The organism is Klebsiella sp. JB_Kp031 (assembly GCF_040064295.1).
Taxonomy (GTDB): domain Bacteria; phylum Pseudomonadota; class Gammaproteobacteria; order Enterobacterales; family Enterobacteriaceae; genus Klebsiella; species Klebsiella quasipneumoniae.
Genome location: NZ_JBEAJW010000001.1, coordinates 92,300 through 117,624 on the forward strand (window position 1 = coordinate 92,300; position 25,325 = coordinate 117,624).

Below are 25,325 nucleotides of genomic sequence, written 5' to 3' on the forward strand. Positions count from 1 at the left end.
CATTCTGGAGAAAAATAATGAATTGCAAACGTTTTGCCCTGGTAGGCAGTGGTTTTATCGGTCAGGTTCATGCCGCCAGCCTCGCCCGTCATGACGGGAGCGAGTTGACGATGGTAGCCGATGTCGCGCCGGAGCGCGCCCAGGCGCTGGCCGCCCGCTATGGCGCCCGGGCGGTGACGGTGAGCGAGGCTCTCCGTAGCGACGCCATCGACGCTGTGCTGATCGCCAGCTCGACCCCGTCGCATGCCGAACTGCTGGAAGCCGCCGCCCGGGCGGGCAAGGCAGTCTATTGCGAAAAACCGATCGACCTCTCCCTGGCGCGCGCCCGCGAGGTGGTGGAGCGGGTGCTTCCCCTGAACGTGCCGGTCACCGTCGGCTTTAACCGGCGCTTCGACAGCAGCCATCAGCAGCTCCGCCGCCAGCTGGAGCAGGGCGCGATCGGTCGGGTGGAGCTGGTGCAGATGGTCTGCCGCGCCTCCAGCATGCCGCCGCTCGACTATCTGCGCAGCTCCGGCGGTCAGATGCGCGATCAGGCGATTCACTTCTTCGACCTTCTGCGCTTTCTCACCGGCGATGAAGTGCATACCGTGGCGGCGATGGGCGCGGCGCTGGCCCTGCCGGAAATCGCCGAATTTGGCGATGTTGACACCTCCATCCTGATGATGCAGATGCGCGGCGGCGCGCTGGCGCAGCTGGACAACACCCGCCGCACCGGCCACGGGTATGATGAACGGATCACCCTGCTGGGCGCAGAGGGCGCGCTGGAGTCCGGTAGCCAGTCGCCGGTGGGCCCTACCCTGTGGCGCGGCAATCAGCGCATTGAGCCAGGCCTGTGGCCGGACTGGTTCAGCCGGGTGCAAGGATCTTATTACCAGCATCTTGACGCCTTTATCCGCGCTCTGAATGGTGAAACCGTGGCCGACCTGCCCGGCCTGGTGGACGGCCTGCAGGCGCAGGCGATTGCCGAAGCGGCGGTTCAGTCTCTGCAGCGCGGCCAGTTTGTCGCCGTCGACGACTGTCGATGAGGGGTTGCGTGGCACCAGCTATCAGGCTCTGAACCTGCCTTTATGCCGGGCGGCGGCAACGCCTTGCCCGGCCTACATAACACAGGCATTAATCTGCTTTAATATCAAATGGTTGCATAGATATCCCAGGCCCGCGCAAGCGCAGCGCCGCCGGGCAAGGACGGCCGACGCGGAGCCGTTTGTATGCCGGGCGGCGGCGACGCCTTGCCCGGCCTGGGGGGCCATGATAATCATCCATATCAAATAGTTGCAGTGACATCCCAGGCCCGCGCAAGCGCAGCGCCGCCGGGCCAGGACGGCCGGCACCGTGCGCGTCCCGGTGCCGGGCAATGGCGGACACGCTCGCGCTGCCTGCAAACCAAAGCCCGGCCGGCCCCTTAGCGTTCTTCGTTAAACACCGCGCCCACCTGGCGCCGCACCTCATCCATCACTTGCAGATTCTGCAGCACCCGACTGAGCGGCCGCAGCGGTGAGTCCTGCAGCCCCTGACCGATGCACCAGGCAAAATGCTCCGCCTGCCAGAACAGCTGGTCGTAGCGATTGCGCGGCTCTTCCCAGCGCAGCGCCTGCCCGCCCTGGCTGGCGGCGAGGGTGAACCCGCCGGGGGCGTAAAACTGACCGTCGATCGTCAGGGTCGCCTGGCGTCCGGCCACCACTGCCCCGCCCGGCGTGTTGCTGAACAACGTCGTGTTTAACAGCCCCTGCATCCCGTTCCGCCAGCTGAACAGCATCGACGTCTGGCCGTTAAGCCCCTCTGCCGTCGCGCTGCCGCGGGCGACTATCTCCTGCGGCATGCCGCCCACCATTAGCGCAAACGAGGTCAGATAGCTGCCGAGATCCATCATCGGCCCGCCGGCAAGGTCGGCATTAAAGATGCGGTGGTCGGTAGTAAAATACTCGCCGTGATCGGCCAGCAGGGTATGCAGGTCGCCGAGTACCCCATCCTCCAGCAGCTGGCGGATCACATCATACTTCGGCGCGTAATCGCACCACATCGCCTCCAGCGCCAGCTTTCCCTGGCGGGCGGCTTCGGCCTGCAGTTCACGTCCTTCGCCAAGGTTGAGCGCGAAGGGCTTCTCAATCAGCACGTGTTTGCCCGCCTTCAGCGCCTGCATGCCGTCGGGAAAGTGATGGTTGTGCGGCGTCGCAATATACACCGCATCAATATCCGGACGCGCCAGCATCTCCGCCACATGGCCGTAAGCCTGGGGGATCCCCCATTCCGCGGCTACCCGGTCGGCCTTCGCCTGGCTGCGGGAGGCAACGGCCACCACCTGCTGCCGGCTCTGGGTTTTCAATGAGTGCACAAAGCGCTCGGCGATCCAGCCTGGACCGATGATGCCCCAGCGCAGGGAGGGAATGCTCTGCGCCGCCGGGCGGCGCGGGGTCGGTAATTGTGAGGGAAACATAACGGCTCCTTAATCCTTAACCACGTTAACCCAGCGACGGCTGACCATTGAGGCTTCAATCGCCGACAGCACGCGCTGATTCTGTAAACCAAATTCAAAGCTGGGATAGCAGTCGTCGTCCCCGCAAATCCCCTGCACCAGGTCATGCACTTCAATCACCTTGACGTCAAAATAGCCCAACCCACCGCCGCCAAAATCGAAGCCGAAGAAGCCGGCATAGGCCGGGATCTGGCTCCCGGCATACAGCGTTTTAAAGCCGCGGTCGTGTTTGTCATCGCGGAAGCGATAGACCTGCAGTTCGTTAAAGCGCTCCCCGTCCATATACAGCGTGCCTTCGGTGCCGGAGACCTCCCAAAAGACGCCGAAGATGCGCCCGGCGGCGATGCGCGAGGCTTCAATCACCCCCGCGGCGCCGCTGTCAAAATTGACCAGACACTGAACCTGATCGTCATTTTCCACTTCCCGCCACTCGGCATCGGCCGCGACCCGGCTGGCATACCCGGCATCGGTCTGCGGTACCGGACGCTGGCGCAGACAGGTTTGCGCGCTGGCGGTCACTTCACGGATCCCGCCCATCAAAAACTGGGCGACGGACAGGGTATGGGCGCCGAGGTCGCCAAGCGCCCCGCTGCCGCCGAGGGTTTTCGAGCAGCGCCAGGACCAGGGCAGGTTCGGGTCGTTATAAAACCCCTGATCAAAGGTGCCGCGAAAGCGCACCGGTTCGCCAATATCGCCCCGTGCGATAATCTGCTTTGCCAGCAGCGCCGCCGGGGTTTTGATGTTATTAAAGGCCACCATGGTCTTCACCCCCGCGCGCCGGGCCGCCTGCGCCATCTCCTGCGCCTGCTGCTCGTTAACCGCCAGCGGCTTCTCGCAATAGACATGTTTACCCGCCGCGATCGCCGCCATCGCCATCGTGTAGTGCAGATGGTTCGGCGAGGTAATATCCACCACGTCCACCAGCGGATCGTTCACCAGTTCGCGCCAGTCACCGTAAGCCTTCTCCGCCCCCAGCTTCACCGCATGACGTTCGGCCAGCGCCTGATCCTGATCCGCCAGCGCGTAAAGATAGGGGCGCTTCGGCAGATCGGGATAGAACATGGCCGCGCGACGGTAAGCGTCGGCGTGCGCCTGGCCCATAAAACCGGAGCCGATGAGACCAATATTTAACCGTGCGCTCATGATGCGTGCTCCTCTGATGATGAAGGGGACGAGAAATGGTGTGCCAGCCAGGCGAAGGCGCGGCGGGCGGTGGCCAACGGCGGCGCCATCGCCGGGTCCTGCTCGGCTTCGATAATCAGCCAGCCGCGGTAGTCGCTGTCGCGGGCAAAGTCGAGGATCGGCGCATAGTCGATGCAGCCGTCGCCTGGGATGGTAAACAGCCCGGCGCGCACCGCCTCGTTAAAGCTCAGGTTTTCGCGATACAGGCGCCCCAGCACCTGCGGACGGACGTCTTTCAGATGCAGATGGCGTATACGGTGACCATATTTTTCCAGCACGCGCGGGATATCGACCCCGGCGACGAAGGCGTGTCCGGTATCAAACGCCAGCCCGACGTTGTCATGGGTCTGTGACAGAAACCGCTCCAGCTCATCGTCGTGCTCCACCAGCATCATCAGGTGATGGTGATAGGCCAGCCGCAGACCGTAGTCCCGCAGCAGCAGGTCGGCAAAGGTATTCAGCTTATGGCAATACGCCGTCAGACTGACGCGGCTTAACGGCGGTGAGAGCGAGATCGGCTCATCAAGCGGCGTTTCACCGGGCAGTTGCCCGCACTCGCCATAGACCATGACCCTGGCGCCGAGCTGCTGGAGGAGCTGCGCGTGGCCCCGCACCGCCTCCAGCTCCGCTTCCACGCTGCGGTCAGCCAGTAAGCCGCTGTACCAGCCGGACGCCAGCCGCAGGTCAGCCGCCGCCAGCAGAGGCCCCAGCGTCTCCGCCTGGCGGGGAAACTTGCGCCCTAACTCAATGCCCTGAAATCCCGCCTCCCGCGCCTCGCGCAGACAGGTGTCGAGAGGGATATCGCCGCCTAAATCCTCCAGCACATCGTTGGTCCAGCACAGGGGGCTAATGCCCCACTGCAGGTGCTCTGTCGCCATGTTTATCTCCTTTTCAGCCAGTCGTCTGGTGTGCCGTCACTATAAGCAGGCGACGACCAGCGATGAAAACGGAGAAATGATGGAAATCCATCATTGCCGCGGGCGGAATATCCGTTGTCGCCAGTAGCCCTGAAAAATTAATGGAAATAATGCTTGCCGCAGGCTTATTTTGCAGATAAAAATTACTGGCTTAATAACCCGTTTCAGAGGTTATCCCTTTCATTCGAAATATGATGATAGCAATATGAAAAAAACTCAATATCGCACCAGCGCGGGCTTTAACCCTGCGCCCAGGCCTGGCCTGCTGTTATTTGCGTAAGTGACAAATAATCGCTTTTAAAACATCAATTACTTAACATTCTCTCTGCAATAATATGACAAGCAGCGGGAAGATACGGTGATAAATAAAATCAGGGTAATGATGTTCTTACAAATAAATAACCCTTCGCCTTTCTGCTCATTATTTGTCAGGAATGGCTGCGGTTATATTTATTCTGACGCCCCCGGAGAATACACCAATGTGTATCAACCTTTATGACAATGCGCGCCGCTATCGCAATGAGAAACAATAAGATGAATAAGACCTGGCTTTTCACCACCCTCACCCTGGCGCTGGTCGCCGCCGCGCCGGCCCACGCCATTAGCGCGAAATACCGGGAGCAGCTTGAACGCTCCGGCTGTACGCAGATGACCGACGGGACCACCTGCGATATTCATAAAACCAAAGCCGAGAATGCCGCCGCCGCGCAGCAGGCCAGCAGCGGCTTCGGCCCCTGGCTGGGCACCTGGTATGTTTATACTCAATATGGCGATAAAATTGATGAGATTACCGTCACCGCTAAAACGGTGAAAACTCATGGTCATCTGGTGGAGGACGCGAAAGCGAGCCAGGGTAAGCTGACTTTCCGGGTGAAAAACTCAACCTTTACTCTCAACGACGCCTTTAACGGCAACTGGACAAACGGCAGCCAGCGCGGCACTTTGCAAAAAATAGAGTAAACTCCCTGCTCCCCGGCGGGGGCACACCATGCCGATAGACTGCGGTGACCGGTTCATCCGGCCAGGCAAGCAATGTGATGTGACTCATGCGGGGAGACCTCCCGGCGCGGGCCGGGAGGGAGTGCAACAGATTACTTCTGCGGACGCATGGCCGGGAAGAGGATTACGTCGCGGATGGTATGGCTGTTGGTAAACAGCATCACCATGCGGTCGATACCGATGCCCAGACCGGCGGTCGGCGGCAGGCCGTACTCCAGCGCGGTGACGTAGTCTTCGTCATAGAACATCGCTTCGTCATCGCCCGCCGCTTTGGCGTTGACCTGATCCTGGAAACGCTGCGCCTGATCTTCCGCATCGTTCAGCTCGCTGAAACCGTTACCGATTTCGCGGCCGCCGATGAAGAACTCGAAGCGGTCGGTGATTTCCGGGTTCACGTCGTTGCGGCGCGCCAGCGGGGAAACTTCCGCCGGGTATTCGGTAATGAAGGTCGGCTGAATCAGATGCGCTTCCGCCACTTCATCGAAGATTTCGGTGACGATGCGCCCCAAACCCCAGCTTTTCTCTACCTGAATGCCGAGAGATTCCGCCAGCGCTTTCGCCGCGTCGAAGTTATCCAGATCCGCCATGTTGGTTTCCGGACGATGTTTTTTGATCGCCTCGCGCATGGTCAGTTTTTCAAACGGCTTGCCGAAGTCAAACACCTGGTCGCCATACGGCACTTCGGTTTTGCCCAGCACCGTCTGCGCCAGGGTGCGGAACAGCGACTCGGTCAGTTCGATCAGGTCTTTGTAGTCCGCGTACGCCATGTACAGTTCCATCATGGTGAACTCTGGGTTATGACGTACCGAGATCCCTTCGTTGCGGAAGTTACGGTTGATTTCAAACACGCGTTCGAAACCGCCGACCACCAGACGTTTCAGATACAGTTCCGGCGCGATGCGCAGGTACATATCGAGATCGAGCGCGTTGTGATGAGTGATGAACGGACGGGCGGACGCGCCGCCAGGGATCACCTGCATCATCGGGGTTTCCACTTCCATAAAGCCGCGAGCCACCATGAACTGACGCATGGTCGCGAGGATCTGCGAGCGGATGCGGAACGTATGGCGCGACTCTTCGTTAGCGATCAGATCCAGATAGCGCTGGCGATAGCGGACTTCCTGATCCTGCAGGCCGTGGAATTTATCCGGCAGCGGGCGCAGGGCTTTGGTCAGCAGGCGCAGCTCGGTGCAGTGGATGGAGAGTTCGCCGGTTTGCGTTTTGAACAGCTTGCCGCGGGCGGCAATGATGTCGCCGAGATCCCATTTCTTAAACTGTTCGTTGTAGACGCCTTCCGGCAGGTCATCGCGGGCCACGTACAGCTGGATACGGCCGCCGACGTCCTGGAGGGTGACGAAGGAGGCTTTGCCCATCACGCGGCGGGTCATCATCCGGCCGGCCACCGCAACTTCAACGTTCAGGGAAGCGAGTTCATCGTTATCCTTCGCATCGAATTCAGCGTGCAATTGGTCAGAGGTATGATCGCGACGGAAATCGTTGGGGAAAGCTACGCCCTGCTCACGCAGCGCAGCCAGTTTTTCGCGACGAGTTTTCAGTTCATTATTAAGGTCAATGGCCTCATCGGCACCTTGTGCTTGTTGTTCAGACATATGGGTTCCTCATAACCTTGCTTTCAAACTAGCTTCGATAAATTGAACCAGGTCACCCTTCCGCGCGGCCTGTCTCCGGCTTTACACCGAAGAACAAGAGTAACGAATCTGGCTTCACTTCAAGCTGATCTCACTCAGCTATGCCTTCACTAACGGTATTTTTTATCGTTGGCTTCCGCGCCTGCCAGAATATCCTCCTCCTGTTCACTACGCTGTGCAAGGAGCGGCTTTGCGCTCCGCTGTTGATGGGATACCCCCGGTCGCGCTGCGCTTACCGGGGCGATAAATCGCGCTGGCCGATAGCCCGCCGGGACGCGCATCAGGCGCCGCCGCCGGGAAGTTCGCCAGCCGCCGCGCGGCGTTTGCCGACGCTACAGGCTGCGGCAAAGGCGATAATCACCATCACCGCCACGCAGCCGAGGGTCCATTCCCCCATCTGCGAGAAGAAATGCTGATAGGCGGCAATCGCCGTATCGCTGATTTGCGATTCGGTGGTCTGCTGGGCGACCACGCCCGCCAGCCAGTTGGCCACCGCGCCGGTGGCCAGCATGTAGATCCCGGTCAACACCCCGGTGACGCCGGGCATGTTCAGGCGGGTGATTTGCGCCATCGCCACCGGGTCGATAAACAGTTCGGCAAAGCCCATCATCGCCAGCCCGGCGACCATCATGCCCATCGAGGCCTGACCGTCAGCGGCGCCGTGGCGGGCATTAAGCGCCAGCAGCATAAAGCCGCCGCCCATCAGCAGCAGGCCGAAAGCGAATTTCAACCAGACGCGCAGCACCGAACGTACGCTGCCTTCCGGACGCATCAGCCACGCCAGTACCACGCCGGCCGCCATCACCGCCACCGCATTAACCGACTGGAACAGCGCCGTCGGCACCTCCCAGTTCAGCAGGCGGCGGTTAACAAAGTGGTCGATAAACAGGCTAATCGAGCTCCCGCCCTGCTGAGCCAGCACCCAGAACAGCGTCCCGGCAAGCATCAGCAGGACGATCTGCCATAGCGCGCGACGATGCTCGGGCGCTTTGATCATGATCCGCGCCACCATCTGGGCGGCAAACAAGCAGACGATCGCCAGCAGATAGCCGGACCAGTTGTTTTGCAGTAGCAGCGTGAAGAACACCGGCGCAAGGCACAGCATCACCAGCAGCCAGCCCCAGGTCGGCAGCACGAATTTCACCGCCCGCAGCGCCGGTTTATCGACGCCACGGGTATGCCGGAAATGGCGGCTGCCGCTTAAGAAAATCATCAGTCCGATGAACATACCGATTCCCGCCAGGGCGAAGCCGATATGCCAGCCGTACCACTGGGCCGCCAGCCCGCAGGCGATGGGCGCGGCGATGGAGCCGACATTGCCGGCGGCGTACAGCAGCGAAAAGCCGCCGTCGCGACGCGGATCGTCGTGGGCGTAGAGTTCGCCAAGCAGGCAGCTGATATTGGATTTGAACAGGCCATAGCCGCAGATAATGATCGCCAGCGCGACGTACAGGCTCCATGCGGAGGTCGACTCAACGCCCAGCACCACGTGGCCGAGAGTCATCAACAGCGCCCCGGCAATCACCGCCGTGCGGTTGCCGAGCAGGCGGTCGGCAAGCCAGCCGCCGAGAATAGGGGTAACGTAAACCAGAGATGCGTAAGCGCTGAACAGGCTGATGGCGTGGCTGTCGTCGAAGCCAAGCTGGTGGGTGAGGTAGAGGATGAGTAAGGCGCGCATGCCGTAAAAGCTGAAGTACTCCCAGATCTGGATCGCAACGATGTAGTAAATCGCGCGCGGCTGTGAGGGTGTTTTCATGTGTTCTCCTTGCAGCGTGAAAAAGGGAAGTGGCAAGCCACTTCCCTGGTGTGCGTCTATTACTTGTTATTCTCTTCTTTCAGCACTTTAACGGTGTAACGACCATCCGCCTGACGATAGGCGCCGTGGATATCGGTTTCGAAGCCCGGGTAGTGGGCGCCGATTTCGCACAGCATCTGCAGGAACTCCAGCACCGGACGGCTCTCTTCGGTGATCATTTCACCCGGCATCACCAGCGGCACTCCCGGAGGATACGGCAGGATCATGTTGGCGTTGACGCGGCCGACCATCTCTTCGAGGTACACTTCTTCCGTCTGACCGTGCAGCTCTTTCTGGAACGCGGCATACGGGGTCATCACCATCGATGGCAGCACTTCGAAGGCGCGGAACATCAGATCCGGCAGGTTGTGGTGCTCAATCAGTTTGTGAATGTTCTGCGCCAGGTCCTGAATACGCATGTTCTCATAGAATTCAGGATCTTCACGGTACAGCGACGGCAGCATGTTTTTCACCCGCAGGTTCAGGTCGAACGCGCGTTTGAAGTCGGTCAGCGCACGCAGCAGGCTCAGCGCTTTGGTTTTGTCGATACCGATGCTGAACAGGAACAGCAGGTTGTACGGACCGGTTTTCTCCACCACGATGCCGTGTTCGTCGAGATATTTCGCCACGATGCTTGCCGGAATACCGAAGTCATCCATGGTGCCGTCTTTCTTCATCCCCGGAGTCAGCAGCGTGACTTTGATCGGGTCGAGGTACATGTGTTCGTTATCGATGTTTTTGAAACCGTGCCATGCACTGTCGGAGCGCAGCGGCCAGCATTCAGGGCCGTCGATATGTTCCGGCTGCCATACGTCGAAGAACCAGCCGTCAGACTCGCCTTTCAGACGTTTGATCTCTTTACGGAACTTGATGGAACGTTCGATAGAGCCGTCGATCAGGCGCTTACCGGCGTTGCCTTTCATCATCGCTGCCGCGGTTTCGGTGGACGCCACGATCCCGTAGTGCGGAGAGGTGGTGGTGTGCATCATGTAGGCTTCGTTAAAGGTCTCTTCGTTAACGTCGCCTTTCACGTGGATCATCGACGCCTGAGAGAACGCCGCCAGCAGTTTGTGCGTGGACTGGGTTTCGTAAATCACTTTCCCTTCGACGCGGCCGCCGCTCATCCCGCATTTGCCTTCATAGATCGGCGAGAAGTTGGTGTAAGGCACCCACGCGGAGTCAAAGTGGATGGATTTCACATCCAGGGTTTTCTTGATGAAGTCAGTGTTGTACAGCAGACCATCGTAAGTCGAGTTGGTGATCACCGCGTGTACCGGCCAGGTCGCGTTCGGCGTCTCTTTCACACGCTTGGCGATAGTCGCGTGCTGGAATTCGCTCTGCGGGATACCGCCGAGGATGCCGTAGGCGTTACGGGTCGGACGGAAGTAGATCGGCGTAATGTCGCTCATCATCATCAGGTGAGTCAGCGATTTGTGGCAGTTACGGTCAATCAATACGGTGCTGCCTGCCGGCGCGGAGTACATACCGACGATTTTGTTGGCGGTAGAGGTGCCGTTGGTCACCATATAGCTGCGTTCAGCGTTGAATACGCGAGCGATATACTCTTCCGCTTCTTTGTGCGGGCCGCTGTGGTCCAGCAGGGAACCCAGTTCAGAAACCGAAATCGAGATATCGGATTTCATGGTGTTGGAGCCAAAGAAATCGTAGAAGATGCTGCCTACCGGGCTTTTCTGGAAGGCGGTACCGCCCATGTGGCCCGGGGTACAGAAGGTGTATTTGCCTTCACGCACATATTTGAACAGCGCTTTGGTCAGCGGCGGCAGAATGGTGTCGATATATTCGTCAGTGTTCTGTTTGATTTTGTTCGCGATATCTTCCGCAGCGCCCAGCGCATATTCGAAGAAGCGAACCTGCATGCGCAGATCGTTCAGGCTAACGTCCAGCGTGGAGTAGGTGTTAGCGAACGCATACAGCGGCATGTACTCGTTCATTTTGCTGATTTCTTCGCACAGCTCGAGATTGTATTTATCCCAGTCGAAGATCACGCCGCACAGACGAGAGTTGTTTTCGATCAGTTTTAATAAGTCGTCACGGTCGTTCGGGTAGACAATGCGGAAGTCCAGGCGTTCGAGAGCACGATGCAGTTCACGGATGGGTTCTTCTTTGAAGTAAACCCCCATGTGATTCATGATTGCAATAACGTTCATAGTCAAATCTCCAGATGTAGAAAGCCCCTCCCGTCGCGCTATGACAGGTGATGGAAGGAGCCTCAGGAAAAAGGGTTACTGATTAGTGCGCGTTAGCGGGGCTGTTGCTATCCGATGTGTTGTTCTGGCGCTGGTGCATTTTGCGACCATAGAACATCAGGATAATCAGGCTAACGATAAAGGTGCCGGCCAGTTCGAAGGAGCTTGCGCCCATCAGCGCGATGAAGCAGAACACGCAACCCAGTACCGAACAAATCAGGCTGACAAAGTTACGGATGTTGATGCCTTCGAAACGAATCAGGTCAACACAGGAGTAGAAGTAAGGCAGCATGGTCAGCAGTACCGCGATACCGGTCAGTTCGCCGAACAGGTCAGAGGCTTTACCACCGGCGGAGTTCATCAGGGTAATCAGTACCATCAGCGCGGTCATTTTCACCGCGGCCAGCAGCAGGCCTTTTTTCGGGATACCGTTGCTATCAACTTCACCATACACTTTCGGGAAGTTACCGTCGTTGGCGGCGCGGACACCTGCCTGGCCAACCAGCATCATCCACGAGCCCAGAGAAGTCAGGCAGGCAAAGGCGGTGAAAGCGGATACCATCGGCGCAGCCCAGCCGCCGAGGATGGTGGAGGCGCTAATCGCGAACGGCGCACCCGACGCGGCCATCTGAGAAGCAGGATACATACCGGCGATAACCTGAGTCGCGGCGATATAGACGATACCGGCCATCGCAGTACCCAGCATGGTAGCCAGCGGTACGGTACGTTTCGGGTTTTTCACCATCCCGGTACTCACGGCGGCGGATTCTACGCCAACGAAGGCCCACAGGCAGAGCAGGATACTTTTAATGACCGCGTGGCTATCGGTGGTGCTGGAGGTGTTCCAGTTCGCCTGATAGGTAGCGACATCAAACCAGTGCCAGCCGACGACCGCGGTCATCACCACTGGAATAAGCACCAGCACCAGACCAATGGTGGTCAGACGGCTGACCCAGGTCCCGCCGAGCATATTAACGAAAGTAAAGATCCACACGATGGCAATACAGGCAATCCCTGCTGGCACCGGGTTATTTAAAATGGGGAAGAACGTAGACAGATAAGAAACCGCGGTAATCCCGATAGCCAGGTTACCAATCCAGTTTGCATGATAATAAAGCACACCGGTCTGGAAACCGAATGCCGGAGATATTTCTCCTGCGTAAGCAATTGGGCCACCCTGCTGCGGGTTTTTAGTGGCCAGTCGGGCATAAACATAAGCCAGAGACATCGCACCAATAATTGAAATTACCCAGCCCCAAATGGCAATACCACCGATGCTGGCCAGGTTCGCAGGTAATAATGCAATACCGCTCCCCATCATATTACCGGCGACGACACCGGTACAGGCAAATAGCCCGATCTTCTTGGCAGAACTCATGGTTGTTTTTCTCCTAAGTTTATTTGGGAGGTACAGATCATGATACAGAACCATTAATTGACCCGACCAACTGCCAACAAGATTACTGATTTGTACGAGATAAGTCCTAAAGATAAAGTGAAATAACAACAAACATCAGACAAATGATATTTTGACCTTTTTCGCTTAACATATAAACATGACAACAGGGTGTCAGAAAAAGATAAACATTGTTATTTTACATGCACTTAAACCAGATGCGGTGTGTTGCCGAACTGTTATTTAAAGCCTCCTGAATGCTAAATACAAATAACAACATGAGGCTTCATGAGAAACATAAATTTAACCTCATCATGCCCAAAACCTTGTACACGATGAGGGTTTACTTATTCTGAAGAGAGGAAATTATCGAGATACGGAACCACCCGGTTGACCGACGTCTGGAAAACCCCGTTTTCAATCCAGTACAATGTGTCTCCCCCGGGGCGTAAATTAAACGCCGTAATGTAAGAATCCGCTGCCAGCCGGTTCTCACCTTTCATCTCATAGACTTTGCCTAACAGCACATAATTCAGCCACGACATCTCTAAATCGATCGCACTGTTAATCGCGGTATTCGCTTCATCGACTTTGCCCTTCCCCAGTAAATCCACCGCTTTTACTTGATAATAAATCGCCATGTCTTTAATACCCGGCATCTCCCCTACCCGCTCAACTTCGCTATAGAGGGCTGCCAGCTGTTTATCATCCAGCGGCTGTTGCGAATGGCGTAATACATCCACCAGCGTTTTTTCGGCATACGCGTAAATAAAATCAGGCGCCCGCTTAATCACATCATCCAGCAGGCTGCTGGCCTTGCTTAATGAGTCAACATCGCCCTTCATTAACAGCTGATGCGACTGGTAGAAATAGGTTAACGCCACGCTTTGCGAGGGTTGATACTGCCTGAGCATCGCCTGCATCCGCGCCGGCCACGGCTGCGTCAGGGCATCCGACAGGCTGTTCATCAGATCGTTCTGGATGGTGAGCTGGTTGTCATTGGTCACAAAGTAGCGCTTATCGAGCATCGTCGAGCTGTCGGCATTATCCACCAACTGGACCGACATAAAGCACTGCTGCGCCCGGTAGTGGCGCTGATTGACGAACTCAATGGTTAGCGTTTTACCGGAACTGCTCGGCTCATTGATGTTGTAGTCCGTTTTGTCATGCACCATAAAGGTCGAGAAGGTGTTCAGCGAGGTGGTGATCAGGCTGGCCAGGCCGACCGCGTAGGAGTGCTGCGACGACCAGTTGGTGCAGGAGTTACCATTCACCAGGTGGATATCGATATCGCGCGGATTAAGCAACAGGCGCGCCTTGTTGACCGGCGGCCGCGATTCCATGCTCGACAGCGCCACCAGCGCCACGCAGGTGCCCAGCGCCAACAGGAACAGTCCCCACACCAGGGCAGTGGTGAGCCGTTTACGCACTGACGGCGCGCTGGCCACTGTCGGAGCGGGAGCTGGCACGGCGGGATCGGCGGCGGAGACGGGCGCATCGGGCGGCGCACCGGCAGCCGGCGGCGCGGTCGCGGCGACCGAAGGCGAAGGCGTCAGCGCCTCCATCTGTGGGGCGAGTTCCTCCCCTTCTTCGGTGCACCAGATCACCGGCACCGTGAGCTTATACCCCCGTTTGGGTACCGTCGCGATGTACTCAAGGCTAACGTCGTCGCCGTCTTTGAGCGACTTGCGCAGTTCAGAAATACTCTGCGTGACGACGTGGCTGGTCACAACATTCCGGGTCCAGACGTTTTCGATAAGCTCGTCCCGGCTAAGCACTTCCCCCGGATGGCGAGCGAAAAAGACCAGAAGGTCGATTAAACGCGGTTCAAGGGTAAGCTGGCGCCCCTTCCTGCTGATTTGGTTTACAGAGGGGGTTACCAGCCATTCACCGACGCGAACAACAGGTTGTAGCATACAAGAAAGCCCCAGACAAAAAGGGAAAGGCGCGATGATAACACATTTGTCCTACCTATTTTTGCCAGGGGTCACTCCCTCAGGCATTAGGTTGGAATTCGCCTTTTAGCGACAATAAAAAGCAATATTTCATTAACATCGTGATCATCAAATTGATATATAGCGATAAAAAACGTTTTTCGCTTCCGCTTAGCCGGCGGAACGTGGGCAGCGGAAAAAAATAAGCCCGGAGGCGTAATGCGCTCCAGGCTCAGTCAATGGCGTGCCGTTATGGCACGCGGAAGAATCGATTATTTATACACTTCCGCTGTGGCTTCAAAGTTAGGACCATGCTCACGCGCAGCAGTAATCACGTAGTACTTTCCGCCTTTCTCATCGGCCAGCTTAGAGAGCTGATCGTGCAGATCGGAAGGTGAAGAGAACTGCCCACCTGACGGCCCCACCGAGATCGGTCCGACCTTGGTCAGTTTGAAGTGTTTAGCTTCTTCTTTGGTGATCAACTGCGCGGCGGACGCGCCAAATGCAACGGCGGAAAGGGCTAACGCGACTATCACTTTTTTCATCCTGCAATCTCCTTGGAATGGGCCTTAGATCAGGCTCTTTCAGTATAGACGGCGATTTAATAAGCGTGCTACCGGTGCGCTGATTTTTTGGCCGCAGCGTTCAGTAACGCGGCGGCACCCCTTCCGGGCGGGTCTTAAAGCGCCGGTGCAGCCACATATATTGTTCAGGCGCCATCAGGATGCACTGTTCGATAATCTGGTTCATCCACGCCGCGGTAACCTCGGCGCTGGCCAGCGGCGGCGTGCGCTCCGGCGTCAGGGAGATCAGCTCATATCCCATACCGTTAGGCTTGCGTCGCGGAACAAACGGCACAATCGTCGCCCCGGACATCTTCGCCAGCATCCAGGTGCCGGTGGTGGTCGCCGCCTGCTCGACAGCAAACAGCGGCGCAAAAACGCTGCTGGCCGGCCCGTAGTCATGATCCGGCGCGTACCAGAGGATCTCTCCCTCTTTCAGCGCCCTGACCATGCCTTTCAGATTTTTTCGATCCAGCATGGTCTTGTTCGAGCGCAAGCGTCCCCAGGTCTGCAGCCAGTCAATCAGTGGGTTATCATTGGGCCGGTAGACGCCGATCCCCGGGGTAAACATGCCATACATTCGCGCCCCCATTTCGAGGGTCAGAAAATGGATACCGATCAGTAAGATGCCCTGCTTTTGTTCCAGAAGTTCGACCACCTCGTTTACGCCGCTGGTCTCGGTCCAGCGCGCCACCCGGTGCGTCGGCCAGAACCAGGCCATGCCGGTCTCCATCAGCCCCATGCCCAGCGATTCAAAGTTTTTCACCAGCAGTGCCTCACGCTCGGCGACGCTCATCGCGGGAAAGCAGAGTTCGAGATTACGTCTGGCAATCCGTGCGCGGCTTTTCATCACCCGCATTGCCAGCCGCCCGAGCGCAGTGCCCAGTCGGTAGATCACCGGATACGGTAATTGCACCAGCAGCCATAAGAGGCCAATTCCCAGCCATAACAGCCAGTAACGCGGGTGCAACAGCGCGCGGGAAAATTTGGGTAAATTTGACATAGTAATCCTGTTAATTCACTCAATAATAGCTGAGCAAAAACCGCGAAATAAAGTAGCGGATCCTGCCGGTTGTATTTTTCCAATTCGTGCGGTAACACTAAGACACAAAGCACGATATTATACGTTGTTCAATCACTAATTTCAGTCTTGCGATTGCGGCTACTCTATTATTAGCCACATCGCGTAAAACTTCCTTTTTTACGCATAAAAAAATAAACCAGACCTCTACAGCGCGACTGGTTGCCCAAAAAACAAACAGCATATTTTCTCATCGCCTGTTGCATTGGCCCCTTGGTTGCTCTGCAGCACGGAGATAACGTGCTGCGCGGCGGGATGTTCAACGTCATTTGTGACGCCTTCATGCGGTTATTTGTGACTCGGGCAAAGGTTAAGCATCGACATTGCGGATCCTTTTCCCAGATATGCTACGTTTACAGCGCTCATTCGACGCAAGTGCCTTTGCCGACGTCGTCGCTTTCAGAAGCCATAGTGAGAAGGAACTATGACAATGAATTATCAATTAGTGAAGCAAGTCAGAGAAAATAACATATTAAGAAAAAGCTTCATTGACCTTGCCGTTAAGACTTTCGACCTGTCTTTTGAAGAGTGGTATCAGCAAGGTTACTGGACCGACGCCTATATCCCCTACGCCTTTGTCGAACGTAATAAAATTATCGCTAACGCCTCGGCCAACATCATCGATCTGCGCTGGCAGGGCGAGCCCCGGCGGTATATTCAGATTGGTACCGTGATGACCGAACCGGACCACCGTAATAAGGGATTAGCCGGCCAGCTTATCCACCATATTCTGCAGGACTGGCAGCAGGAGGCGGACGCCTTCTTTTTATTTGCCAATCCCACCACGGTGGATTTTTACCCCAAATTTGGTTTCACCCGCAGCGAAGAGCATCAATATATTATGCCGGTCGCTCCGCGCGCTGGTGATTTTCGCAAACTGGATATGGACAGCGCTGACGATGTCGCCCTGCTCCGCCATTACTATGAAAAATCCAACCCGTTCTCACCGCTGCGGGTGGAGCACAACTTTGGCCTGCTGATGTTTTATTGCTCAGCCTTTATGAAGCATTTCGTTTACTATTCGGCAAAAAATGAGGCAGTGGTTATCGCCATGCAAAACGGTCCGGTGCTGATCTGCTTTGACCTGTTCTGCGATGCGGGCAAAAGCCTGTCGACGCTGGTCAACGAGCTGGCCGATGACCATGTTTACCAGGCTATCCTCGGCTTTACCCCCAATGAAGACCGGCTCGGCGAGTACGAGAAGATTGAGGGAGAAGATATCCTCTTTGTCTATGACCAGAAGGAAAACTTGTTTAAAGACAGGAAGTTGATGTTTCCTTTACTGGCACATGCCTGACGGCGCCGCGCCGTCAGGCCGATCAGTTATAGGTCACCACGAAGGTCGCGCTGACGTTCGCCTCGCCCGCAGTCACTGCGGGCCCGTTGACCGCTCGCCGCGTCGGGAGACGTAATCCCGATAGCCCTCGCCAACGTAAATCTGCCGTGGCCGGTAGATGGTCAGCGGCGCCTGGTGCATCTCGTTCCAGTGCGCCACCCAGCCGACCGTCCGACCGACCGCGGTGACCACCGCAAACATCGACGAAGGCAGATTCATCGCCTTGAGGATCACCGCGGTATAAAAATCCACGCTCGGCGACAGGCCATTTTCCACAAAGTAGGGATCGGTCAGCGCCACGTCCTCAAGGGCCATCGCCACCTGCAGCAGACGGTCAGACATGCCTACCTCCGCCAGGACCCGATGGCTGGTTTCACGCAGGATATCGGCGCGCGGGTCACGGTGACGGTAGCGTGAGTTGCCAAAACCGAGGCGGCGAAATGCCTGCGGGTCGCGCTTTGCCTGACGCAGAAACGCCGGAACCTGATCGACGCTTTCAATTTCCTCCAGCATCCGCATGCTCGACTCATTGGCGCCGCCGTGCATCGGTCCCCATAATGATGCCAGCCCGGCGGCGACGCAGGCGAATAAGTTCGCTCCGGAGGAGCCCGCCGCGCGCACCGTGGTGGTGGAGGCGCACTGCCCGTGATCGGCATGCAGGACCAGGATCTGGTTCATCGCCTGCTCGATAACCGGATTGAGGACGTACTTTTCGGCCGGGATAGCAAACAGCATCTGCAGGAAATTTCCGGCATAGGAGAGATCGTTGCGCGGATAGGCGGCGGGTTGTTCAATGGTGTACTTGTAGCTCATGGCGGCGATAGTGGGCATTTTCGACAGCAGCCGCGTGGCGGCCAGCGCCCGGTGCTGCGGATTTTCCACGTCCAGAACATCATGATAGAACGCCGCCAGCGCCCCCACCAGAGCACACATCAGCGCCATCGGGTGCGAATCGCGGCGAAAGCCGCTGCACATGCGGGCTATCTGCTCGTGCACCAGGGTATGGCGGGTGATGGTCTCGCGAAACGTTTGATAGCTGGCCTCATCCGGCGCGTCGCCCCGCAGCATGATGTACGCCACCTCGAGAAAATCACACTGGCGAGCCAGCTGATCCACCGGATAGCCGCGGTGCAGCAGCACGCTGTTTTCCGTATCGATCCACGAGATCGCCGACTGGCATCCGGCGGTGTTGGCAAAGCCAGGGTCGTAGCTGCAGAATCCGGAGTGATTCAGCTCGCGTATGTCGACTCCCACATGGCCCCGGGTTCCCGGCACCTGCGGCAGGGTGATGGGCGTCGGTTGCCCGGCAATAGAAAGCGTTAACGGTGTGGTGCTCATCCTGTCAGTTCCCCCAGCAGCTTATCAGCGACCTGAAGTCATTCTTCAGGCGGAAAGACCAACATAACCAATGTGATGCAGCTTATTCATTGATGTCATCACTATAACTTTGACAAAGAGGATATTTTGCTGGCCTTCCCGGGGAAACAGGCCATCTTTCCCCACCCCATCGTCGGATAGCGGCACAAATCGCCAAGGATAAAGGCGATCAGCGCTGTCAAAATTTACGCTGAGTACAGAAAGGATGAAGAGGAGCTACCATGAATTTTGTGCTGTCGATGACGCTTATCTGCATCGCCATCGCCTGGCTGATGATGAGCCTCCTGCCGGTGTAGGCGCAGCGCTTTCCGGCCCGCCAGAGATTTATCCCTGGTATTGACCTTTCCTCACGGTCTGCGTATCTGAGGATTTCCCACCCTGCCAGCGATGTCCGGCGAGGCCATTAACACGTAAAAGAGGAAGAGACCGGGCGTTAGGCGTGGAGGTCGTTGTGCGGGGAAAGGGTGACGCCTGCGGGAGACGCGCAGGCGTTGGCTGGATAGCGGCTTGGGTCATCAGCTGCCGCGGTAGGTAGAGTATCCGTACTGACTGAGCAGCAGCGGGATATGCAGTTTTTGATTTTGCTTTGTGACATTGAAAATAACCGGAATCACCGGGAAGAACGTATTCATGTTTTGGCTTTTAAAATAGTCACCGGTTTTAAACGTCACTTTATAAACCCCCGGCTCCATATTTTCCGCCTGCGGATAGAGCGATTTAATCCGCCCATCGGCATCCGTTTTGCCGGTGGCGATATGCTGCCAGCTCTCCCCTTGCTGCTTATCCAGCTCAATCTGCACCCCCGGCGAAGGGAGCCCGGTTTGCTGATTAAGAATGTGTACGCTGAGCGTGCCCTCTGGCGCCGCCAGCGCGCTGAAGCTGAGAAGGGAAATTACGGAGGCGATAACTAATTTCATAATCGTGACCTTTTGGGCAAGTGAAAGTGCCCTAACTATAGTCAGGGCGGCGGGGAAAAAAATTAAACTTTTTGTTATCAGATTGAGTTGATGGGTACTGTCTCCACACACAACACGCTGAACCGGTTTTGTCGTGAGAAGAGGGAGTGTCTTATGTGTGAGTAACCCCGTGCTCTTCGTAACAGGATACGTGGCACTTAATCCGTCAGAGAGGGGAAAAATATTAGCTGGGGTCAAATATCACAAGGTTAAATAATATATGCCGTGGCCTCTGCCGCCTCTAACAGAACAGTGCTTACTGCAAATGGCCTGCCGTATTCGAAATAATCATTTAATATTATTTAACCTACAATTCCAGTGTAAGTAATCACCTGGTTCAGATAATGATTATTATCATTGATTCTCTTGTCGCCACGCCTTCACCATTTCCTTTGTTACCTCTTTCTTGTAGCAAATAGGTGAGTACCCACCAGCTTTGCTCCAGGCACTGCGGCCACCGCACGAGCTGCCGTTCCGGGCGGTATTGAAGGGACAGGCACAGGTACCGGGATAGGATGCGACAGAGTCATCAATAATTCTTTGCCTGACCTGATCATCGCTTAAGGAATTCGATTTGGCGATGGAAATATCTGATGCAAAGACACACACAACAGCGAATACGGAGATGGCGACGAATTTGATGTTCATTTGGATCTTTCCAGGCAGTGGATGAACATCGAGGGTATGCTTTCAAATAGTGTTCAATATTGATCTTTAACAACTGTACTTCACGCCAGCTTAAAATGCGATACTTAACCCAGTCAGACATAACCTAAAGCTATAATGACTATTAGCCTGTTACCGTCAACATATTTTCACATTCCTGCAGAGCGCTTATTCTGCACTCAGCTATAACCAGCATTAACCATTCTGTTCGATATTGCAGAGCCGTAATGCTGTACTCTCACTGGCCATCGTCCGACAGATACTGCAAGACATTAGAATCATCGAAATGGTCCGTCGCTATGCTCACCTGGCGCCGAACCACCTGACTGAACACGCACGGAAAATTGACTCGATTTTTGCAGAAGATGTCCCACATATGTCCCACAAGGAAAAATCAGCGACTGGAGGAAGTAATTAAGTGATTGATTATTAATGGCACGCCCTACAGGATTCGAACCTGTGACCTACGGCTTAGAAGGCCGTTGCTCTATCCAGCTGAGCTAAGGGCGCCCTGAGAAGCGAGTGCTTCGCGGAGTGAAACGCCTGGAATTATACGGTCCACGTCGGTTGAGTCAATCCATTTTGCCAGGAAACTGTGGAGCTTATACGACGCTGGCGAAATATCCTCCACCAACTGTACAAGAAGCGTACCAGCGGGGCTCTTACGCCAGTAAATCGACTGAGTGGCCAGGCGCAACGCACCAATAACCATGTAATAACCAGGGTCAAAACAGGCTAAATTCGCCCCGGACAGGATAAAACAGCAAACGAGGACTGACAGCGAGGCCGGCTTCTGACAAAATATCCTCATCCCCCTTTCGTAAAGATACAGATGGAATCCTCTCTCTGATGGCAGCAAAAATTATTGACGGTAAAACGATTGCGCAGCAGGTACGCTCTGAGGTTGCGGAAAAAGTGAAGGCTCGCGTTGCGGCCGGAAAACGCGCCCCTGGGCTGGCCGTCGTGCTGGTCGGCAGCAACCCGGCCTCGCAGATTTATGTCGGCAGCAAGCGCAAAGCATGTGAAGAAGTGGGCTTCGTCTCCCGCTCTTACGATCTCCCGGAAACCACCAGCGAAGCCGAGCTGCTGGAGCTTATCGACACCCTGAATGCCGATAAGACCATCGACGGTATTCTGGTTCAGCTGCCCCTGCCTGCAGGGATAGATAACGTCAAAGTTCTTGAGCGCATCGCGCCGGATAAAGACGTTGACGGCTTCCATCCTTACAACGTTGGCCGCCTGTGCCAGCGGGCGCCGCGCCTGCGTCCGTGCACCCCACGCGGTATCGTGACTCTGCTGGAACGCTACAATATCGACACCTACGGCCTGAATGCGGTGGTCATTGGCGCCTCCAATATCGTCGGCCGCCCGATGAGCATGGAGCTACTGCTGGCCGGCTGCACCACCACCGTCACCCACCGCTTTACCAAAAACCTGCGCCATCATGTCGAAAACGCCGACCTGCTGATCGTCGCGGTGGGTAAACCGGGCTTTATTCCTGGCGAATGGATCAAAGAAGGGGCGATTGTGGTCGATGTCGGCATTAACCGTCTGGAAAGCGGCAAAGTGGTCGGCGACGTCGTGTATGAAGATGCCGCTGAACACGCGTCCTACATCACCCCGGTTCCCGGCGGCGTTGGCCCGATGACCGTCGCCACCCTGATCCAGAACACGCTGCAGGCGTGCGAAGAGTACCACGACGTTGAGGAGGCCTGAGATGGCGACATTTTCCTTAGGAAAACACCCGCACGTTGAGCTGTGCGATCTGCTGAAACTCGAAGGCTGGAGCGAAAGCGGCGCCCAGGCGAAGATCGCCATCGCCGACGGGCTGGTAAAAGTCGACGGCGCGGTGGAAACCCGCAAACGCTGCAAAATCGTCGCTGGTCAGACGGTGAGCTTTGAAGGCCAGAGCGTCACCGTCACGGCCTGACAGCGAAAAGAAAAACGCCCGCTTTTGCGGGCGTTTTTTTATGGCTTACTTCCGGCGCCAGGTGGTGCCCTGCGGGCCATCTTCCAGCACGATACCCATCTCGTTAAGACGATCGCGCGCCGCATCCGCCGCCGCCCAGTCTTTCGCTTTACGCGCGTCCAGACGCTGCTGGATAAGCGATTCAATTTCCGCCACTTCCGCGTCGTCAGCCTGCGCACCGCTCTGCAGGAAAGCGTCCGGCTCCTGCTCCAGCAGCCCCAGCACCGACGCAAGCTTACGCAGGTGGGCCGCCATGGCGTTCGCCGCGACCGCGTCCTCGGTTTTCAGACGGTTCACTTCGCGAGCCATATCGAACAGCACCGAGTAGGCTTCCGGGGTGTTGAAGTCATCGTCCATCGCCTCGATAAAGCGTGCTTCGAAGGCTTCGCCGCCCGCCGCGTCGACGGATTTGTCGGTACCGCGCAGCGAGGTGTACAGACGCTCCAGCGCCGAACGCGCCTGCTTGAGGTTCTCTTCGCTATAGTTCAGCTGGCTGCGATAGTGGCCGGACATCAGGAAGTAGCGAATGGTCTCGGCATCGTAATACTTCAGCACGTCGCGGACGGTAAAGAAGTTGCCCAGCGATTTCGACATCTTCTCGCGGTCGACCATCACCATGCCGGAGTGCATCCAGTAGTTAACGTACTCGCCGTCATGGGCGCAGGTGGACTGAGCGATTTCGTTTTCGTGATGCGGGAACATCAGATCGGAACCGCCGCCGTGAATGTCAAAATGGTTGCCCAGCTGTTTGCAGTTCATCGCCGAGCACTCGATATGCCATCCCGGACGGCCTGCGCCCCACGGCGACGGCCAGCTTGGCTCGCCCTCTTTCGACATCTTCCACAGGACGAAGTCCATCGGATTACGCTTGACGTCAACCACGTCGACGCGCGCCCCCGCCTGCAGCTGATCGAGATCCTGACGCGACAGCAAACCGTAGTTCGGGTCTGTCGGCACATCGAACATTACGTCGCCGTTATCCGCCACATAGGCATGGCCTTTGGCGATCAGTTGCTCGGTAATCTCGATGATCTCCGCAATATGATGCGTCGCGCGCGGCTCGCTGTCGGGACGCAAAATATTCAGGGCGTCAAAATCCTTGTGCATTTCGGCGATCATCCGATCGACCAGCGCGACAAAGCTTTCGCCGTTTTCATTAGCGCGCTTAATGATTTTGTCGTCGATATCGGTGATATTGCGCACGTACTTCAGCTTATAGCCGAGAAAACGCAGATAACGCGCCACAACGTCAAAGGAGACGAAGGTACGCCCATGGCCGATGTGACAGAGATCGTAAACGGTAATACCACACACGTACATGCCGACTTCCCCGGCATGGATAGGTTTAAATTCCTCTTTCTGGCGCGTCAGTGTATTAAAAATTTTTAACATCGAAGATTCCGTGTAGACGTGTGTGGGTAATGAAGCCTCTATAATACCCATAATTCAGACAGGACGCAGCACACATTGCAAGGTGCATCGACCCCCGCGGTTATGCTATAACACCCCCCTATATCTCACCCGACACCGGGTGCTGGCACCACACTCATCGGAACAGGATGCAAAAATGGTTACTTTCCACACCAATCATGGCGATATCGTAATCAAAACGTTTGACGACAAAGCGCCGGAAACAGTTAAAAACTTCCTGGACTACTGCCGCGAAGGTTTCTACGACAACACCATTTTCCACCGTGTTATCAACGGCTTCATGATTCAGGGCGGCGGTTTTGAACCTGGCATGAAACAAAAAGCGACCAAATCTCCGATTCAGAACGAAGCAAACAACGGTCTGAAAAACACCCGCGGCACGCTGGCGATGGCCCGTACTCAGGCGCCGCACTCTGCCACCGCGCAGTTCTTCATCAACGTGGTTGACAACGACTTCCTGAACTTCTCCGGCGAAAGCCTGCAGGGCTGGGGCTACTGCGTCTTCGCGGAAGTGGTTGAAGGCATGGACGTGGTTGACAAAATCAAAGCGGTTGCCACCGGCCGCAGCGGCATGCACCAGGATGTGCCGAAAGACGATGTGATCATCAAAAGCGTCACCGTCAGCGAGTAATTCGTGGCGACACTTTTTATTGCAGATTTGCACCTGCAAACAGAAGAACCGGCGATCACCGCCGGTTTTCTGCGTTTTTTACAGGGGGAAGCCCGTCAGGCGGACGCCCTGTATATCCTTGGCGATCTGTTTGAGGCGTGGATCGGCGATGACGATCCCAACCCGTTGCATCAGCAAATCGCTACGGCAATCAAAGCCGTCGTCGACGCCGGCGTGCCCTGCTACTTCATTCACGGCAACCGCGATTTTCTCGTCGGCCAGCGCTTCGCCCGTCAGAGCGGGATGATCCTGCTCGCCGAAGAAGAGCGACTGGACCTCTATGGCCGTGACGTCTTGATTATGCATGGCGACACGCTGTGCACCGATGACCAAGGCTATCTGGCGTTTCGCGCGAAAGTCCACACCCCGTGGATCCAGCGTCTATTCCTGGCTCTGCCGCTGTTTGTCCGCCGCCGCATCGCCGCCCGCATGCGCGCCGACAGCAAAGCCGCCAACAGCAGCAAATCAATGGAAATTATGGATGTGAATCCACAGGCGGTGGTTAACGCCATGGAGCGGCATCACGTACAGTGGCTGATCCACGGCCATACCCATCGCCCGGCGGTCCATGACCTGCAGGCCAACGGCCAGCCCGCATGGCGCGTGGTACTCGGCGCCTGGCACAGCGAAGGTTCGATGGTGAAGGTGACGCCGGACGACGTCGAACTGATCCATTTCCCGTTCTAATTCCTGCGCGAGCACAATTCTGAAATCCCCTCTTGCC

22 protein-coding genes, 1 tRNA gene and 1 pseudogene are annotated in these 25,325 nt (G+C 56.5%); 8 read left to right on the top strand and 16 right to left on the bottom strand.

Features of this window, described 5'->3' with window-relative positions:
• Positions 1–17: 17 nt before the first annotated feature.
• Positions 18–1,025, top strand: coding sequence for a Gfo/Idh/MocA family oxidoreductase (locus ABLV64_RS00400; protein ID WP_004202399.1), 1,008 nt, complete (start codon positions 18–20; stop codon positions 1,023–1,025).
• 377 nt (positions 1,026–1,402) lie between these two features.
• On the opposite strand, the gene ABLV64_RS00405 is transcribed toward ABLV64_RS00400, so the two are convergent.
• From ABLV64_RS00405 to iolE, 3 genes are read right to left on the bottom strand one after another with little or no spacing between them, the layout of a single operon-like run.
• Positions 1,403–2,434 (bottom strand): Gfo/Idh/MocA family oxidoreductase, encoded by a 1,032-nt coding sequence (locus ABLV64_RS00405; protein ID WP_049093707.1) that lies wholly within the window; start codon positions 2,432–2,434, stop codon positions 1,403–1,405.
• A gap of 9 nt (positions 2,435–2,443) precedes the next feature.
• Positions 2,444–3,616, bottom strand: coding sequence for a Gfo/Idh/MocA family oxidoreductase (locus tag ABLV64_RS00410; RefSeq protein ID WP_004202397.1), 1,173 nt, complete (start codon positions 3,614–3,616; stop codon positions 2,444–2,446).
• On the bottom strand, positions 3,613–4,533 hold the full coding sequence (iolE, locus tag ABLV64_RS00415; protein ID WP_023319878.1) for a myo-inosose-2 dehydratase: 921 nt from the start codon (positions 4,531–4,533) through the stop codon (positions 3,613–3,615). The genes ABLV64_RS00410 and iolE overlap by 4 nt, the downstream gene beginning before the upstream one ends.
• A gap of 573 nt (positions 4,534–5,106) precedes the next feature.
• On the opposite strand from iolE, the gene ABLV64_RS00420 reads away from it, so the two are divergent.
• Complete coding sequence (locus ABLV64_RS00420; RefSeq protein ID WP_202678164.1) at positions 5,107–5,532, top strand: hypothetical protein; 426 nt, start codon at positions 5,107–5,109, stop codon at positions 5,530–5,532.
• A 131-nt stretch (positions 5,533–5,663) separates the two neighbouring features.
• Here the strand turns inward: ABLV64_RS00420 and lysS are convergent, their stop codons facing one another.
• The 7 genes from lysS to ABLV64_RS00455 all read right to left on the bottom strand — a co-directional run bounded on the left by lysS (position 5,664) and on the right by ABLV64_RS00455 (position 16,118).
• Positions 5,664–7,181 (bottom strand): lysine--tRNA ligase, encoded by a 1,518-nt coding sequence (lysS, locus tag ABLV64_RS00425; RefSeq protein ID WP_004202393.1) that lies wholly within the window; start codon positions 7,179–7,181, stop codon positions 5,664–5,666.
• A 319-nt stretch (positions 7,182–7,500) separates the two neighbouring features.
• Positions 7,501–8,976 carry a dipeptide permease DtpD gene (gene dtpD, locus ABLV64_RS00430; RefSeq protein WP_004202391.1) on the bottom strand — a complete coding sequence of 492 codons (1,476 nt, stop codon included), beginning with the start codon at positions 8,974–8,976 and terminating at the stop codon, positions 7,501–7,503.
• Positions 8,977–9,035: 59 nt separating this feature from the next.
• A complete protein-coding gene (cadA, locus tag ABLV64_RS00435; protein ID WP_002892486.1) occupies positions 9,036–11,183 on the bottom strand; it encodes a lysine decarboxylase CadA in 2,148 nt (715 codons plus the stop codon).
• A gap of 82 nt (positions 11,184–11,265) precedes the next feature.
• Positions 11,266–12,600, bottom strand: coding sequence for a cadaverine/lysine antiporter (gene cadB / locus ABLV64_RS00440; protein WP_004202389.1), 1,335 nt, complete (start codon positions 12,598–12,600; stop codon positions 11,266–11,268).
• Between the two features lie 365 nt (positions 12,601–12,965).
• Positions 12,966–14,534: a lysine decarboxylation/transport transcriptional activator CadC gene (cadC, locus tag ABLV64_RS00445; RefSeq protein ID WP_004202388.1), complete on the bottom strand. Its 1,569-nt coding sequence runs from the start codon at positions 14,532–14,534 to the stop codon at positions 12,966–12,968.
• A 290-nt stretch (positions 14,535–14,824) separates the two neighbouring features.
• Entirely contained in the window at positions 14,825–15,097 is a 273-nt protein-coding gene (locus ABLV64_RS00450) for a DUF1471 domain-containing protein (protein ID WP_004202387.1), read from the bottom strand.
• A gap of 100 nt (positions 15,098–15,197) precedes the next feature.
• Positions 15,198–16,118 (bottom strand): Kdo(2)-lipid IV(A) acyltransferase, encoded by a 921-nt coding sequence (locus ABLV64_RS00455; protein ID WP_017898813.1) that lies wholly within the window; start codon positions 16,116–16,118, stop codon positions 15,198–15,200.
• A gap of 508 nt (positions 16,119–16,626) precedes the next feature.
• Between ABLV64_RS00455 and ABLV64_RS00460 the strand changes: the two genes are divergently transcribed.
• A complete protein-coding gene (locus ABLV64_RS00460) occupies positions 16,627–17,493 on the top strand; it encodes a GNAT family N-acetyltransferase (RefSeq protein WP_004202384.1) in 867 nt (288 codons plus the stop codon).
• 72 nt (positions 17,494–17,565) lie between these two features.
• On the opposite strand, the gene ABLV64_RS00465 is transcribed toward ABLV64_RS00460, so the two are convergent.
• The 4 genes from ABLV64_RS00465 to ABLV64_RS00480 all read right to left on the bottom strand — a co-directional run bounded on the left by ABLV64_RS00465 (position 17,566) and on the right by ABLV64_RS00480 (position 20,513).
• Positions 17,566–18,870: a citrate synthase gene (locus ABLV64_RS00465; RefSeq protein WP_049004659.1), complete on the bottom strand. Its 1,305-nt coding sequence runs from the start codon at positions 18,868–18,870 to the stop codon at positions 17,566–17,568.
• A 45-nt stretch (positions 18,871–18,915) separates the two neighbouring features.
• Positions 18,916–19,056, bottom strand: coding sequence for a hypothetical protein (locus tag ABLV64_RS00470; protein WP_181962758.1), 141 nt, complete (start codon positions 19,054–19,056; stop codon positions 18,916–18,918).
• Positions 19,057–19,424: 368 nt separating this feature from the next.
• Positions 19,425–19,826 (bottom strand): hydroxyisourate hydrolase, encoded by a 402-nt coding sequence (gene uraH, locus ABLV64_RS00475; protein WP_002892366.1) that lies wholly within the window; start codon positions 19,824–19,826, stop codon positions 19,425–19,427.
• A 393-nt stretch (positions 19,827–20,219) separates the two neighbouring features.
• Complete coding sequence (locus ABLV64_RS00480; protein ID WP_004202381.1) at positions 20,220–20,513, bottom strand: hypothetical protein; 294 nt, start codon at positions 20,511–20,513, stop codon at positions 20,220–20,222.
• Between the two features lie 298 nt (positions 20,514–20,811).
• On the opposite strand from ABLV64_RS00480, the pseudogene ABLV64_RS00485 reads away from it, so the two are divergent.
• Positions 20,812–20,949: pseudogene (locus ABLV64_RS00485) on the top strand (integrase); the annotation flags it as partial.
• 15 nt (positions 20,950–20,964) lie between these two features.
• Here the strand turns inward: ABLV64_RS00485 and ABLV64_RS00490 are convergent.
• A tRNA-Arg gene (locus ABLV64_RS00490) sits at positions 20,965–21,041 on the bottom strand.
• Between the two features lie 339 nt (positions 21,042–21,380).
• On the opposite strand from ABLV64_RS00490, the gene folD reads away from it, so the two are divergent.
• Positions 21,381–22,247: a bifunctional methylenetetrahydrofolate dehydrogenase/methenyltetrahydrofolate cyclohydrolase FolD gene (gene folD / locus ABLV64_RS00495; RefSeq protein WP_288464461.1), complete on the top strand. Its 867-nt coding sequence runs from the start codon at positions 21,381–21,383 to the stop codon at positions 22,245–22,247.
• Position 22,248: 1 nt separating this feature from the next.
• Positions 22,249–22,461: a ribosome-associated protein YbcJ gene (gene ybcJ / locus ABLV64_RS00500; RefSeq protein ID WP_004143016.1), complete on the top strand. Its 213-nt coding sequence runs from the start codon at positions 22,249–22,251 to the stop codon at positions 22,459–22,461.
• Positions 22,462–22,506: 45 nt separating this feature from the next.
• Here the strand turns inward: ybcJ and cysS are convergent, their stop codons facing one another.
• Positions 22,507–23,892: a cysteine--tRNA ligase gene (cysS, locus tag ABLV64_RS00505; RefSeq protein WP_114506120.1), complete on the bottom strand. Its 1,386-nt coding sequence runs from the start codon at positions 23,890–23,892 to the stop codon at positions 22,507–22,509.
• A gap of 175 nt (positions 23,893–24,067) precedes the next feature.
• On the opposite strand from cysS, the gene ppiB reads away from it, so the two are divergent.
• Together ppiB and lpxH are read left to right on the top strand one after the other, a co-directional pair.
• A complete protein-coding gene (ppiB, locus tag ABLV64_RS00510) occupies positions 24,068–24,562 on the top strand; it encodes a peptidylprolyl isomerase B (protein WP_004151319.1) in 495 nt (164 codons plus the stop codon).
• 3 nt (positions 24,563–24,565) lie between these two features.
• Positions 24,566–25,288: a UDP-2,3-diacylglucosamine diphosphatase gene (lpxH, locus tag ABLV64_RS00515; protein WP_004204708.1), complete on the top strand. Its 723-nt coding sequence runs from the start codon at positions 24,566–24,568 to the stop codon at positions 25,286–25,288.
• Positions 25,289–25,325: the final 37 nt, after the last annotated feature.